Origin of the sequence: Larkinella punicea, from assembly GCF_003334855.1 — a bacterium.
Taxonomy (GTDB): domain Bacteria; phylum Bacteroidota; class Bacteroidia; order Cytophagales; family Spirosomataceae; genus Larkinella; species Larkinella punicea.
Genome location: NZ_QOWE01000014.1, coordinates 87583 through 103306 on the forward strand (window position 1 = coordinate 87583; position 15724 = coordinate 103306).

At 53.6% G+C, this 15724-nt stretch carries 7 protein-coding genes; 5 read left to right on the plus strand and 2 right to left on the minus strand.

Annotation, left to right across the window (positions count from 1 at the left end; all coding sequences use genetic code 11):
• Nucleotides 1–26: 26 nt before the first annotated feature.
• Both DUE52_RS17615 and DUE52_RS17620 read right to left on the minus strand, forming a co-directional pair.
• Nucleotides 27–1430, minus strand: coding sequence for a RagB/SusD family nutrient uptake outer membrane protein (locus DUE52_RS17615; RefSeq protein WP_114407452.1), 1404 nt, complete (start codon nucleotides 1428–1430; stop codon nucleotides 27–29).
• Between the two features lie 48 nt (nucleotides 1431–1478).
• Nucleotides 1479–4469 (minus strand): SusC/RagA family TonB-linked outer membrane protein, encoded by a 2991-nt coding sequence (locus DUE52_RS17620; RefSeq protein ID WP_114407353.1) that lies wholly within the window; start codon nucleotides 4467–4469, stop codon nucleotides 1479–1481.
• Between the two features lie 1174 nt (nucleotides 4470–5643).
• On the opposite strand from DUE52_RS17620, the gene DUE52_RS17625 reads away from it, so the two are divergent.
• From DUE52_RS17625 to DUE52_RS17645, 5 genes are all read left to right on the plus strand, one after another.
• Complete coding sequence (locus tag DUE52_RS17625; protein WP_114407354.1) at nucleotides 5644–8904, plus strand: WD40/YVTN/BNR-like repeat-containing protein; 3261 nt, start codon at nucleotides 5644–5646, stop codon at nucleotides 8902–8904.
• A 991-nt stretch (nucleotides 8905–9895) separates the two neighbouring features.
• Nucleotides 9896–10858, plus strand: a complete 963-nt coding sequence (locus DUE52_RS17630; protein ID WP_114407355.1) for an NAD-dependent epimerase/dehydratase family protein — start codon at nucleotides 9896–9898, stop codon at nucleotides 10856–10858.
• 1 nt (nucleotide 10859) lies between these two features.
• Complete coding sequence (gene kbl, locus DUE52_RS17635) at nucleotides 10860–12059, plus strand: glycine C-acetyltransferase (RefSeq protein ID WP_114407356.1); 1200 nt, start codon at nucleotides 10860–10862, stop codon at nucleotides 12057–12059.
• A gap of 118 nt (nucleotides 12060–12177) precedes the next feature.
• Nucleotides 12178–13164: a DMT family transporter gene (locus DUE52_RS17640; RefSeq protein ID WP_114407357.1), complete on the plus strand. Its 987-nt coding sequence runs from the start codon at nucleotides 12178–12180 to the stop codon at nucleotides 13162–13164.
• A 197-nt stretch (nucleotides 13165–13361) separates the two neighbouring features.
• On the plus strand, nucleotides 13362–15614 hold the full coding sequence (locus tag DUE52_RS17645) for an ELWxxDGT repeat protein (RefSeq protein WP_165840964.1): 2253 nt from the start codon (nucleotides 13362–13364) through the stop codon (nucleotides 15612–15614).
• The last annotated feature ends 110 nt before the right edge of the window (nucleotides 15615–15724 follow it).

Genomic DNA, 15724 nt, shown 5'->3' on the forward strand with positions numbered 1-15724 from the left:
TGATCGTCCAATTCCGGGTCGATTCTCTAGCGGTAGCCTTCGTTCTGATCCAGATTCTTGTTGGAATCGATGTCCGCCAGGGGAATCGGGAAAACCTGCCGTCCCGCGTTCGTCAGCGTAATCGGCGGACCATTTTTCCGGGCAACAGCCACCAGTTTGGTCATGGCCTGGTTGGTCCGGACCAGATCGAAGAAGCGGTGGCCTTCAAACGCCAGCTCAATTTTCCGTTCCTGCCAGATGGCCTGCAAGGTCGGCTGCAAACCGGTGACCGTCGAAGCGGCCAGTCCGGCCCGCGTTCTGATCCGGTTCAGATCGGCCAACGCACCGGTCAGGTTTCCGGTTTGGGCCAGGGCTTCCGCCCGGTTCAGATACACCTCGGCAATCCGCAGAATATGAACGTTATCGATGTTACCGGCTTTCTGGTATTTCGTCGAGTAATAGACACCGACCACATTGTCACGGGCCGTCATTTTTCCCCGCACATCGCTTGGATTGGCAATCAGTTCGGCGTAGAATCCTTCGTGAATGGCAATGTCGCCCCGGCCACCCATACTGGACGGAAAATACCAGTTGCGAAGACCGCTCTGGTCGGTGGAACCAAAGGCTAGTTCAAAAATGGATTCGGTAGAAAAAGCCCCCGAGAAAATCGATTCGTAAGAACCCAGCAAGGCATATTTACTGTCGTTGATGACCAGGTTGGCATACTCGATCACTTTCTGGGGCTGGTTGGTATACAGATACAGGCGGGAAAGCAGCGCCCGGGCGGTTCCCTTCACGGCCTGCGAACGGGTGGTCGTGATGTTCGCGTGCGTTTCCGGCAATAGCTCAAGCGACTTCAGAAGATCGCTTTCCACCTGCGCATAGGACTCCACCAGCGTAGACCGGCTCGGAAACAACGAATCATCGACCTGCTTGGAAGGCTTCAGCACCAGCGGAATGCCCATCGTCCCTACTACACCCGGCACGCCCCCGTATGACCGGGTCAGGTCAAAAAACGTCAGGCCCCGGATAAAATACGCCTGCCCCAGAATGGCGTTCTTGGTGGCATCCGGAATGTCCGTCAGGGTCGGAACGGCTTCGATCAGCGTGTTCGCGATGTTGACCGCGCGGTAGGCCCGGGTCCACATGGCGGCATTTTCCCGGTTGGCCGGTGCCGTAACGTAGGTGTCCATTTCCCGGTAAAAATCCCAGGTTCCCACGCTCTGTGAAATATCGGCTGCGACATCGCCCATCAGGATGAAGTTTCGCCCGTAATAGTTTCCGTCCTGGAGCTGGTTATACATCCCGGCCATGGCCGCGGTGGCACCTTTCAGGTTGGTAACGGCCACGCTTTCCGACACCTCGGCCTGCGGTTCCTGCTCCAGCACATCACAGGCCGTCAATACACTGCACAAAGCAGTGGTCAGAAGAATATGATTCAGTCTTTTCATGGCGTCAATTTTAAATGGGTACATCATGTCAGTAGCGGTTGAGAACGATTAAAAACTCACGTTGATACCAGCCATATACACCCGTGGTTGCGGCATCGTGTAGAACTCGATGCCCTGCGTGAGGTTGGTAGCCGCCGTTCCGGTCAGTTCCGGGTCCAAACCGGTGTACTTCGTGAACGTCAGGACATTCTGGCCGGACACGTAAACCCGCGCACTCGACAGCTTAATTTTGCTCAACAGCGTAGCTGGCAGGCTGTAACCGATCGACAGGTTTTTCAGACGCATGTACGAACCATCTTCCAGAAAGCGCGAAGGGCGCAGATTGCCCGAATAGTTTTCCGCCGTCATTTTCGGGATCATCGTTTCATCACCCGGTTTTTGCCAGCGATCCAGTTGGCTCGTCATGAAGTTGGTATTCCGCGTACCGCCGTGTTCCTGGAAAAAGCGGTTCCAGTGCAACTGCATGTTTCCATAAGAATACTGGAAGAAGAACATCAGGTCGAAGCCTTTGTAAGACAGCGTGTTGGTAATCCCGCCGAAGAAATCCGGGTTGGCGTTGCCCACGATTTTGCGATCAACGTTGGCATCAAACTTGCCATCACCATTCACATCCGTAAAAATGGGCGCTCCCGTTTCCCGGTTGACGCCGGTTTGCTCGTGGAAATAGAACGAATACATGGAGTAGCCCTCTTCGTAGCGGTAAATATCCCGGTTGTAGACGGTGAACGGCGCAGCCAGCTTGGTCAGGCGGTTTCTGTTGGTGGCAATGTTAAAGTTCACATTCCAGTCGAGCTTGTCTGCTCCACCGCGCAGGACGTCGGCATTGATACCCAGTTCGACCCCACTGTTCTGCACCGAACCGTAGTTCTGCACCAGCGTATTGAAACCGGACGTCCGGGGAACCGGAACAGCCAGCAACAGATCGCGCGTATTCTTGACGTAATAGTCGGCGGTAATTTTCAGGCGGTTTTTCAGGAGGCCCAGATCAAGCCCGATGTTGCTTTGCTCTGTGGTTTCCCATTTCAGATTGGGATTGGCCAACTGGACGGGTGCCGTTCCCGGCAAGTTCACATACGCCGAAGAACCGGACACATCGCCCAGATCGTTCAGGTTGCCACCCCAGAGGCCCAGGGATTGAAAATTCGTAATCCCGCTCTGGTTCCCCGTAAAACCGTAGCTGGCCCGGAGTTTCAGTACATTGATCGCCGACACCGACTTCATGAACGACTCTTCGGAGAGCAGCCAGCCCACGGACACCGACGGGAATGTTCCCCAGCGATTGGCCACCCCAAACCGGGAAGAACCATCGCGCCGGACGTTCACCGTGGCCAGGTATTTGTTTTTGTAGTCGTATACAAACCGGCCAAACACCGAAGCGATTCCCCAACTGGAACCTTCCGACGTACCGGTTTGAACAGCCGCCGAGATGATTCTGCGGAAGTCATTGCTGGGAAATTGCTGGCCCGTCGCCGACGTCCGGCTGAAAACCGATTCCTGAACCGACGTTCCCACCAGTGCATTGATCGAGTGATTGCCGAAACTCCGCTGGAACGTCAACACGTTCTCCTGCACCCAGTTATCATCCCGCGTGTTGACCGAACGGGCCGAGCCGTTGACCGCAGCACCGTTGTTCAGAAACGTGTCGTCGTAGAGATCTTCCTGGATGTTGCTGTAATCCAGACTGAAGCTGGACCGCAGACTCAAACCCGGTATAATGTCGTATTGGGCGTATACATTGGCCAGAAACCGGTTGGTCGACATCGTGATGTCGTTGTGCTCAACAGCCGCCAGCGGGCTTTCGAAGGTACCGAACTTGGTATACGAACCATTGGTCTGGTAGAAAGGCAGGTTGGGCGGCAGAAAGAAAGAGCCTTCCAGTGCCCCGGAAATGTTGTCGTCGTTCCGAACCCGGTTCCGGAAGTTCCGGGAGAACAGGACGCTGGTTCCGACTTTCACTTTGTTGATGGGCGTAAAGTCGAGGTTGACCCGGCCGCTCGTCCGTTTGAAATCCGAGCCTTTGATCACCGCTTCCTGAAAGAAATTGTTAACCGAAACCAGGTACTGAATTTTGTCGGTACCACCCGTAATCGACAGGTCATGGTTGCGCAGAAGTCCGTTCTGAAAAACCGGCTCTCTCCAGTCGGTGTTGATGGTTCCGGCCGGATTGGCATACGGAGCCGCCTGGCCGTTGTTGACGGATGCTTCGTTGATCAACGTTTCGAAGGTCGTTCCGTCGACCACGGCGGGTTTGCGCCACAGGTTTTGCGTACCGATGTAGGTACCAAAGCTGATCTTAGCTTTTTTATTGGCTCCGCGTTTGGTGGTAATCAACACGACACCATTGGCCGCCCGCGCCCCGTAAATCGCGGTGGCAGAGGCATCTTTCAGAATTTCCATGGAGGCAATGTCGGCCGGGTTGATGTCGGCGATGGGGTTGGTGGTGCTTCCGCCCAGGCCAATCGCCGAAAGGCTGCCCGACTGGATCGGAATACCGTCGACGACGTACAGCGGATCGCTGGAGCCGTTGATGGAAGTGGTTCCCCGCACCCGGACCATCATGCCGCCCCCGGGCGTACCGGAGTTGGCACTCACCTGCACCCCGGCGGCCCGGCCCTGCAGGAGTTGGTCGCTGCTCGGAGCCGGAATGTTTTCGATGGCTTTACCGCTTACCGACGCGATGGAACCCGTGATGGTTTTCTGGGCCTGTGTTCCGTAGCCCGTCACAATCACTTCCGTTAAAATCTTGGTATCGGTTACCAGGACGACGTCGATTTTCGACTGGTTTCCGATGGTCACTTCTTTATTCTGGAACCCAATGGACGAAAAAACCAACGTTCCGCCTTTGGTACTGATGCTGAGCTGATAGGCGCCATTGGCATCGGTGGTCGTGCCAATCGAAGTGCCTTTCAGCACCACATTCACGCCCGGTATGCCGGTATTTTCTTCCTGGCTGTTCACGATCCCTCTCAGGATGCGATCCTGCGCATGCAGAAGATGGGCGGAAAAAATAAGAATAAGAACAGTAGCAATTTGCTTCATTGGATGAGTTGATTTTGGGTTACACAAACTCCGGTGGAGGTGGGCAACGGACGTAGCAGCCTTCCCGGATCTACTAGTCCGGTGATTGGGGTCGATTCATTTCCGTTTGCAAACAGGTTACGCTCTAGCCGGATACGCTTGGCAAACAAGCCAGCGTGCCTGGCAGGCAGATCGGACGCCGTAGACGAGTCGGTATTCGTGTATTTGAAAAACCAGCAACTGTTAATGTACAGGCCTGGCAGCAGTATGTAAGAAAGTAGTAGCCATGATAACTCGTGGTTAGAAATGGGAAACTCCGTCTGAATTGGTTTCAAACGGCTACTTTTCTTGCTTGACTGGAAGGGAATAAACAGAGCTGGCGGATGACGCAAACCCTGAAAATGCAACTGGAGAGTTACGAAGAATATTCTTTGGCAAATTTAGGAAAAAGCCAATTTTAATGCAAAGAAAATGATCAATAATATTTTCTTTTATTTTAAACTTCAACAGTGTTTTTTATTGTAAAACCAAAATGTAGCTTATTATTTTCTCCACCCATCGTCAAATAGACGGAATATATTGTACATCGAAACAATTGGATTGGTACGCATTTATATTGGTTTTTCCCTGATTGTTCAAAACAAAGTAAACCGAATTTTGCACTATTCTTTTATATTGTTTTTTCTATCTGCGAAAATCATTAGTTGTCAAAATTAAAATACTGTTAAACTTGACATCGGTTGGATTGCTTCTAATATTTGGGAGGAGTTTACGAAATATTTACAAGGCTTACCATCCGTTACCCGCTTCCAGCCGCACTCGAAGCCCGTAGCGAAAACCAGCAGTTGACATAACAACTGTATCGGGTTGTCATTGACAATCCTGATCTTTCATCATTGCGTATTGTAACAGGTTTTTACAACCTGAACGGATTTTTGTGTGCATTGCCACTCTGGAAGGGGAGCAGCAGGAAAGCACGGAAAACGGTTTGGGATTTTGTATAAAGAACCTGAAGATCTTGCTTGATTGGTATACCGGCCCGACTGTCTCCGACCGACGAGTTATGTGCGGCCTGACCCGGCGTGTTCGGAGCAGTCGTTGCCCGGTGTTTTACCAGAAAATACTTCCCACAGATGTCGTGCTCTTGGGCCAATGCCTGACTTGTACGGCCCTGCACAACTCTTATCTTTCGTTCATGAAAAATCATTTATCAGCATCTTTTTTGGGCAATCGGGCCTCAGCCGCCGTTGCGTGGGTCGTGCTGGGTCTGCTCCTGAGCCCCAGCCTGGCCGTGGCCCAGCGAAAAGCCAAAACCGCATCCCCAACCCCAGCCGTTTCTTCACTTTCGGAAAGTCTTTTCAACGGCTTACGGTGGCGTAACGTCGGGCCGTTCCGGGGTGGGCGCTCCCTGGCAGCCGCCGGCCACGTCGATCAACCCCTTACTTACTACTTCGGAACCACCGGCGGTGGCGTCTGGAAAACCGTCGATGGCGGGGCCAACTGGCTTTCGATTTCCGACAGCACATTCAAATCCAGTTCGGTTGGTGCGATTGTTGTCGCCCCTTCCGATCCGAACATCATCTACGTCGGCATGGGCGAATCCGATATTCGGAGTAACATTTCGTACGGCGACGGCGTCTACAAATCGACCGATGCCGGCAAGACCTGGAAACACATGGGCCTGAAAATGGCCGACGCCATTGGCAACATCGAAGTCCATCCCCAAAACCCCGACATTGCCTACGTGGCCGCTTTGGGCAACCCGTTTGCCCCGAACAAGGAACGCGGTGTTTTCCGGACCACCGACGGCGGCAAATCCTGGAAACACATTCTGGCTAAAAACGACAGCACGGGTGCCGCCGTGGTGGAACTCGACCCCAACAATCCATCGATCGTTTACGCATCGATGTGGCAGGCCTACCGCAACAGCTACATGATGAGCAGCGGTGGACCGGGTTGCGGTTTATACAAATCGACCGACGGCGGTGACACCTGGATCAGCCTGCACGACAAACCGGGTATGCCCAAAGGTCTCCTCGGAAAAATCGGTATCACGGTTTCGCCGGTCAACTCCAACCGCCTGTATGCGATGGTCGAAAATGCCAAAGGCGGTTTGTACCGGTCCGATAATGCGGGCATGACCTGGCAACTGATCAACGAAGACAAAAACCTGTGGCAACGTCCGTGGTATTACATGATGCTGGCGGCCGACCCACAAAACGAAAACGGCCTGATCATCCTGAACGTAAATGCGTTAAAGTCGTACGACGGCGGTAAAACCTTCGCCCGGATTCCGGTTCACCACGGCGATACGCACGACATCTGGTGGAATCCGAAGAACCCCCAAAACTTCATCATTGCCGACGACGGCGGGGCCGAAGTGACCTACAACGGCGGGGCAACGTTCTCCGACATCGACATTCCGACGGCGCAGTTTTACCACGTTTCGCTCGATAACGACTTTCCGTATAACCTCTACGGTGCGCAGCAGGACAATTCGGCGATCCGGATTGCCAGCCGGACGACGGATTTCTCGATTGGTGCTGGTGCCTGGTATCAGGTGGCCGGTGGCGAGTCGGGTTACATTACGTCCGACCCCAACAATCCCGAAGTGACGTTTGGGGGAAGCTACGACGGTTTGATCACCCGCTACGACAAGGCGACCGATCAGAACCAGCGCATCAACGTCTACCCGGACTACAGCATGGGCGCGCCTTCCGCCGACCGGAAATACCGGTTTCAGTGGACGTTCCCGATTGTTTTTTCTCCGCACGACCCCAAAGCCCTGTATGTGACCTCGCAGCACGTTCACCGCAGCTACGATTACGGCCATACGTGGGAAGACCTCAGCCCAGATTTGACGCGCAATGACCCGAAAACGCAGGGCGATACGGGCGGGCCGATTACGAAAGACAATACGGGTGCAGAAACCTTTCCGACGGTTTTCACCTTCGCGGAATCACCCATCGAGAAAAACGTATTCTGGGCGGGTTCCGACGACGGTTTGATGCACATCAGCCGCGACGGTGCCAAAAGCTGGCAGAAAATTACCCCGCCGACTTCGCAACTGCCCGAATGGGCCATCATGAGCATGATTCACCCGTCGGAGCACACGACCGGCAAGGCCTATCTGGCGGCCAAACGCTATATGTCGGGCGACCGGAAACCGTATCTGTTCAAAACGACGGATTATGGCCAAACCTGGACATCGATCACGGCAGGCATTCCGGCGGACGAATATTGTCACGTGGTTCGGGAAGATCCCAACAAAGCCGGTTTGTTGTATGCCGGTACCGAACGTGGTGTGTATGTATCCTTCAACGATGGAACCTCCTGGCAGAAGCTGAATCTCAACCTGCCCATTACGCCCATCCGCGACCTCCAGATTCACAAACGGGAAAAAGACCTGGTGGTGGCCACGCACGGCCGGTCGTTTTGGATCATGGACGACATTACGCCCCTGCACGAGATCGCCGATCAGCAGGCCAAAGGCACGTTAGCCGGCAAATCGGTGCATTTGTTCAAACCACGTCCGGCCTACCGGATGGACGGCGGCACCGAAAACCTGCGCAGCGGTCCCTCGCTGGACGAAGGCGAAAACGCGCCTAATGGCGTTCTGGTGCGGTATTACCTGAAAAACAAACCGGCGAAGGAACTGAAGTTGCTCTTCATGACCACGGCGGGTGATACGATCATCACGTATTCCAATACCAAAGACAAAAAAGGAACACCGCTGAAAATCGCGAAGGAATTTTACGACGATGCGACAGCAAAAAGACCGGGAACGGCTCCGGCGCTTTCGGGCATGAACGCGTTTGTCTGGGACATGCGGTATCCGGATGTAACCCCGGTCGATGGCATCAACGTGATGTGGACGGGACGCGGAACGGGGGCCAAAGTGGTGCCGGGGCAATACAAAGTCCGGCTTTTGCTGGGCGATTCGCTGGTGGCCGAACAACCGTTCGAAATCCTGAAAGATCCCCGTTTGAAGCTGACGGATGCGGATTACAAAGCGCAGTTTGACCTGTTGTCGAAAATCAACAACAAGCTGTCGGAAACCCACAAGGGCGTCAACCAGATTCGCCAGATCCGGAATCAGGTGAGCGGGTATATGAAGGACGTGAAAGACCCGGCGGTGGCGGCAAAATTCAAGAAAGTAACGCAACCGATGCTCGAAACGCTGGACAAACTGGAGTCGGAGCTGATGCAGCCGAAATCAAAAGCACAGCAGGACGCCCTGGCCTATCCCATCCGCCTGAATGATAAGCTGGCGGGGGTTAGCTCGGTGGTTTCCTCGGCCGACACCAAGCCGACCAAATCGTCTTACACGGTTTATGAAGCCCTGGAAAAACAGGTCGACGGTTCCCTGACGAAACTGAAAGACATTATCAATCAGCAGGTTCCGGAGTTCAACCGACTCGTAACCGAGCAACGCATCCCGGCCATTACGCCGTAATGACTTGTGAGAGGTGAGAAGAAATACGTGAGCGCAAAGACCTGTTCTTCCAGCTTTCACGACTTTCTTCTTTTTCCTTGCTTAACTTGCTTTCAAGACAGTTTCTTGAGACCCCATTTCACCTCTCTTAAGGTCGCATAGCGACCAGATGTTTGTAGCCCAAGTCTGACCGAAGCATAGTTTGGAAGGTCGCATAGCGACCAAATGTTTGTAGCCCACGTTGCACCGAAGCATAGTTTGGGAGGTCGCATAGCGACCGAATGTTTGTAGCCCAAGTCTCATCGAAGCATAATTTGGAAGGTTGCATAACGACCAAATATTTGTAGCCCACGTCTCATCGAAGCATAATTTGGGAGGTCGCATAGCGACCGAATGTTTGTAGCCCAAATCTCATCGAAGCATACTTTTTGGTCGCGTAGCGACCGAACGGCATCTTCTGTCTGATCGCTACGCGACCAAAAGAATCAAAAACAACCTGCTTTCTACAAACATTCGGTCGCTATGCGACCCGCAGGGCACCCGGAATGCTACATTCTGAGGGGCATCTGTTCACCGGAAGCGAATCGTTTTATTGGATTTCTTCCTCAGGTATTTTTCTAGCGAAAACCGCCTAAACAAATTACAAAAACCGTTACCAAGGCTTCTTTGTCCCGTTTTCAATAGAACAGGAACACTTTACCCAACGGTTTTACCATCCCGTTTTCCACTCGATCACCAGCTCATTACCGACACTTTCTACACGCTTTGCCGATCTCTGCTCTATACGCCTAGAAAAAATTTCTGCCAGTTGGTAAGACAGAAAGCAGATTCCGATTAAATTCCTACCAATAGTCGCATACGCAGTAATATTAATTGAGTTTTGCGTATTTTATAAGTTAAAATCGTTTATTATTTAGATTTGTAAAGGAAATTATCAAAGCACCTTATTCTCTTTTTACGCATAAACGACTTCATCAACAACCCTTTTTCAGCTTTCTGAGACCACACGTACATGAAGCGAGACACTATTTTACTGATCGGAGCCAACGGACAAATCGGTACGGCTCTGCTCCCCCGCCTACAGGATAGTTTCGGAATTGACGCCGTGGTGGCGTCGGATTTACGAATGCCAACCCTGCCGCAGGGGCCGTTTGAAATCCTGGATGCCACGCAACCGGACGAGCTGGCCCGGTTGATCCGAAAATATAACATTACCCAGATTTACCACCTGGCCGCCGTTCTCTCGGCCAAGGGCGAATCTGACCCGATCAGTGCCTGGAACCTGAACATGCAAACCCTGCTGAACGTCTTTGAAGTAGGCCGGACCTACAAACTCGATAAAGTGTTTGTTCCCAGTTCCATTGCGGCTTTCGGCGATCATTCACCCAAATACGAAACACCGCAAACCGCCTACATGGACCCGTCGACGGTGTACGGCATCAGCAAAGTGGCCGCCGAAAACTGGTCGATGTATTACCACAAACGATACGGGTTGGACATCCGCTCGCTGCGGTATCCCGGTGTCATCAGCTACCAGTCCATGCCCGGCGGAGGAACCACGGATTATGCCGTCGATATTTACCACAAAGCGGTTCAGCACTTGCCGTTTGAGTGTTTTCTGGCCGAAAACACCCGTTTGCCCATGATCTATATGGACGATGCGATTCGGGCGACGATGGAACTGATGGAAGCGGCTGCGGATCGGGTTCAGGTGCGAACCTCGTATAACCTGACCGGCATGAGTTTTACGCCGGCCGAACTGACGGCGTCCATTCAAACGTATTTTCCAGATTTTGTGACCCGCTATAAACCGGACTTCCGGCAGGAAATTGCCGATTCATGGCCCAAAACCATCGACGATTCGGCGGCCCGGCACGACTGGGGCTGGCAACCGCACTACGATCTGCCCGCCATGACCCGCGAAATGATTACCCAACTCACCCAAATTTACGATCCACAATCTCAATTGAAATAATATGACTCCTTACGAAACCACCCGCGCATCCTTTCAACAGGAACTGGACGGCATCCGGGAAGCCGGTCTTTACAAGTCCGAGCGGATCATTGTCTCCCCGCAGTCGGCGATAATTGCCGTGAAAGACGGACAGAAAGTGTTGAATTTCTGTGCCAACAATTACCTGGGACTTTCCTCCCACCCCGACGTGATCGAAGCCGCTCACCAGGCCCTTGAGAGCCACGGTTTCGGCATGTCGTCGGTGCGGTTTATCTGTGGTACGCAGGACATTCACAAGGAACTGGAGCAAAAAACCGCCGAGTTCGTCGGTGCGGAAGACTGCATTTTATACGCGGCTGCCTTCGACGCCAACGGGGGCGTTTTTGAACCCTTGCTGAACGAAGAAGATGCCATCATTTCGGACGAACTCAACCACGCGTCGATCATCGACGGCATCCGGCTGTGCAAGGCCAAACGGTTCCGGTATAAACACAATGACATGGCCGATCTGGAGGCTCAGCTACAGGCCGCTTCCTCGTCACGGCGCAAACTCATTGTTACCGACGGCGCCTTTTCGATGGACGGAACCATCGCCCAACTGGATAAAATCTGCGATCTGGCCGACCAATACGGTGCCATGACGATGATCGACGAGTGCCACGCCAGCGGTTTTCTGGGCCGAACGGGTCGCGGCACCGCCGAATACCGCAATGTTCTGGGGCGAATCGACATCATCACCGGCACCTACGGAAAAGCACTCGGCGGGGCTTCCGGCGGTTTTACGGCAGCCCGGAAAGAAATCGTTGAACTACTCCGCCAACGGTCGCGGCCCTATCTGTTTTCCAACACGCTGGCACCATCGATTGTCGGCGCATCGCTGAAAGTGCTGGAGTTGCTGAATGCCTCGACTCACCTGCGGGACAAGCTGGAAACCAACACCCGGTATTTCCGGGAAGCGATGACGGCCGCCGGTTTCGACATCATCCCCGGCGAACACCCGATTGTGCCAATCATGCTCTACGACGCACCGCTGGCGCAGGAATTTGCCGCCCGGTTGCTGAAAGAAGGCATCTACGTCATCGGTTTCTTCTACCCGGTTGTTCCCAAGGGCAAAGCCCGGATTCGGGTTCAGATTTCGGCGGGTCATGAGCCGGAGCATCTGGAAAAAGCGGTGGCGGCCTTCACCAAAATTGGTCAGGAACTGGGCGTGATTCCCGCCTGATCGAGTTCATTCCCCTACCATACAGCCTGGGGCCGGTCGGAACACACCGGGTAGGGGGATTTGTGTTCATGTCATTGCGTTGCGTTTCGACAGAAAGAATACAACTCACTGTAAATCAATGACAAAAGAAAGCAAAACTGTAATCCAGGCCATTGCGCTGGGATTGGTCAGTAACCTGTTCCTCTCCGTTGGGCTGATTGTCAATAGTCTAATGGCTTTTTCCGGTTCACACTGGGCCTGGACGGCATCGCTCCGGTATTGGCTGCTGCTTCCTTTTCTGTTGATCATCGTGGCCGGTAACCGTCAGTTAAAACCGCTGCTGATCGCCATGAAACAGATGCCCGGCACGTTTCTGATCTGGGGCAACATTGGCTTCGGCATTTTCTACGCCTTTCTGACTTTTGCTTCACTTTTCGCACCCGGCTGGCTCGTGGCCGCTGGTTTTGAAATCACCATTCTGGCGGGTTTGCTGCTGGCGCCGTTCATTTATTCGGATCACCGGGCCATTATTCCCCGCAAGGCCCTGCTGCTTTCGGCCCTGCTCGTGGTCAGCATTGCAGTGATGCAGCTTGAGAAAATGAAATCTTTCCACCTGGGTGATTCAACGCTGATTAGTCTGGGTTTAACGCTGGTTGCCGCCTTCCTGTGGCCACTCGGTAACCGTAAACTGATGCTCGATCTGGAACACCGCAACATTCACCTGAGCGCCTGGCAACGCGTTCTGGGTATGTGTCTGGGGAGCCTGCCGGTTTTGATTCTCCTGGCAGTTTACGGTTTTTATGAATCCGGTCCTCCGGCCAAAGTGCAGGTGTTTTCGTCCTTGATGGCGGCTCTTTTTTCAGGGGTTCTGGGAAGCGTTTTATTCTTCAAAGCCATTCAACTGGTTCGGAAAAACCCCACGGCCCTGGCCACGGTCGAAGCGACGCAGGTCACCACCATCTTCTTTACACTGCTCGGTGAAATCATTTTTAAAGGCGTCGGCTGGCCCGGTTTTTACGGCAATCTCGGTTTTCTCATCATGCTGCTCGGACTGAGTTACTACGTCTTTCTGTCGGTCCAAAGCAATAAATCCAAAAAAATCCTGCAACCGGATCACGTTCACTGACGTTCCCCTGCGATTTTGCCTACCCCGCCCAACGACAGAGCGGGGCAGACGTCGTTGCTTTTATTGTCAGGTATTGGCAAATGTCACCGATTATTCGTTCGGACTCCCCTGTTGTTAACTTGCGTTCCTGCCCGGCGTCTTTCCTGCTTAGTTTTACGCCATCGTTACGTTCTCCACACCATTTACTTTTGAACACCATGAAGAAATCTACGTTTATTCACCTCGTTCTGGGGTGCTGGATCAGCTTTGTCAGTACATTTTCCGTTCAGGCTCAGGCTCCCCTTTCCCTCAAAACATTTCCCGGCGGTATTACCGAAATCATTCAGTATAACGGCGCCCTTTATTTCAACGCCAACGATGGCATCAACGGTGCCGAACTCTGGAAAAGTGACGGAACAGCCGCCGGAACCGTGCTGCTGAAAGACATCAATCCCGGCGCAGCCAGTTCGTCACCCGTACGCATGATCGTGGTCAACAACACCCTGTTTTTTGCGGCCAATAACGGCACCAACGGCCAGGAGCTGTGGAAAAGCAACGGAACAGCCGCCGGAACCGTGCTGGTGAAAGACATTCGCAGCGGTGGTTATGAGTCGATTCCAGCCTGGATGACCGATGTCAACGGCACGCTGTTTTTCCGGGCCAACAACGGCACCCATGGCAGTGAAATCTGGAAAACCGACGGCACCGAAGCCGGAACGGTGTTGGTCAAAGACATCAACTACGGAACCGCCGATGGCGATCCGCAGTACCTGACCAACGTCAACGGCACGCTCTTTTTCAAGGCCAACAACGGCACCAACGGTTCTGAACTCTGGAAAAGCGACGGCACCTCCTTCGGTACGGTACTGGTGAAAGATATCTATACCGGTGCCAGCGGATCCAACATTGCTTACTCAGCCAACATCAACGGCACCCTGTATTTTGCGGCCTGGACTTCGGCGACGGGCAGCGAACTCTGGAAAAGCGACGGCACGGCTGCCGGAACCGTGCTGGTGAAAGACATCCATGCCGGCCCTTCTCCTTCCGAAGTCTCCTTTCTGACCAACCTCAACGGCGTCGCGTATTTTAAAGCCTATGAACCAAATGCCGGCATCGAACTCTGGAAAAGCAACGGTTCGGCCCCCGGAACCACGCTGCTGAAAGACATTCTTCCCGGCGCACCGGGCGAAGCCAACGGCGTACCCGGTTTTCTGACGGTGGTCAACAACCAGATTTTCTTTACCGCCAATACGTTCGGAAAAGGTCGGGAACTGTGGAAAACCGACGGCACGACCGCCGGAACCGCGCTGGTGAAAGACATCAACCCCGGCCAGGAAGCATCGGATGCAACCAGTTTCGCCGAGATGGGCGGTGTGCTGTATATGAGTGCCAAAACCGCCACGACCGGTTTTGAACTCTGGAAAAGCGATGGTACCGAAGCCGGAACGTTCCCGATTGCCGATATCAATCCCGGCGTTCCCGATTCATCACCGTATGAATTAACGCCCCTCAATGGTGTGCTGTATTTTGCCGCCACGGGTTCAAACGGCACCAAGCAATTGTTCCGTCTGAATCCCTGCGTCAGTCCGCCCGCGCCGAACCTGGCTTCCGGTGGTCAAAACAAGGTAACCGTTACCCAAAATGCCCCGGCGGTGGTTCTCACGGCGTCCAACTGTTCAGGACAATTGAACTGGAGCGGGCCAAACAATGCGACCGGCACAGGCAACATCACCGTTCCGACCTCGGCGACCGGCACGTTCGTCTACACCGCCCACTGCGTCGTCAGCGGCTGCATCAGCCCGGCGTCCAGTGCCACAGTCATCGTTCAGCCCGCCGTCAACAACCCCGGTCCCGGGCCGGTGGTAACGGGTAATTTCGAAGGGTATCTCGACAAGGTAGAGTGCGGCACGATGCGTGGCTGGGTTTGGGATAAAAACCTGCCAAACACCGTCATGAAGGTCGAATTCTTTGCGAACGGCAATTCCATTGGCACCATCGACGCCAACATTTTCCGGCAGGATCTGAAGGATTCGGGCAAAGGCAACGGGATTCACGCATACAGTTTCCCGACCCCGGCGACTCTGAAAAACGGGCAAACCTACTCGATCAGCGCCAAGGTCTTCAACAGCAATTATGTGCTGAAGTGGGCACCCAAAAACCTGACCTGCCCGAACGGAAGCCGCATCGCTACTGAATCGGCCGAAACGCAAAAACCGCTCGACGTGGTCGTACTCGGCAATCCGGTCCAGAATGAGCAGGTAGAAGTCGAAGTGCGCGGGGCCGAAGGCCAACCGTTGCGGTTGCTGTTAACCGACCTGCAAGGCCGGGTGCTGGCCGAAAAAGAGGTTGTTCGGGCTTCCGAAGTGGAACATCAACGGTTCTCCGTACACCATGCCGCACCGAGTATCTTGCTGCTTCGGGTTGCCAGCCTCCGCCAATCCCAAACCGTTAAAATACTGAAGGCTAATTAATTTTACCTGCTCCCGATCAGTCCTACAAAAACAAGCCTGAAAGGCTTGACGCTGGATAACCCCGGATGCAACCCGGGGCTACCGGGGCACTGGGCCAAGGCGAGACTAAA

Coding starts and splice junctions, on each gene's coding strand:
- DUE52_RS17615 (WP_114407452.1), bottom strand. CDS start 1,430: ATGAAAAGACTGAATCATATTCTTCTGACCACTGCTTTGTGCAGTGTA.
- DUE52_RS17620 (WP_114407353.1), bottom strand. CDS start 4,469: ATGAAGCAAATTGCTACTGTTCTTATTCTTATTTTTTCCGCCCATCTT.
- DUE52_RS17625 (WP_114407354.1), top strand. CDS start 5,644: ATGAAAAATCATTTATCAGCATCTTTTTTGGGCAATCGGGCCTCAGCC.
- DUE52_RS17630 (WP_114407355.1), top strand. CDS start 9,896: ATGAAGCGAGACACTATTTTACTGATCGGAGCCAACGGACAAATCGGT.
- kbl (WP_114407356.1), top strand. CDS start 10,860: ATGACTCCTTACGAAACCACCCGCGCATCCTTTCAACAGGAACTGGAC.
- DUE52_RS17640 (WP_114407357.1), top strand. CDS start 12,178: ATGACAAAAGAAAGCAAAACTGTAATCCAGGCCATTGCGCTGGGATTG.
- DUE52_RS17645 (WP_165840964.1), top strand. CDS start 13,362: ATGAAGAAATCTACGTTTATTCACCTCGTTCTGGGGTGCTGGATCAGC.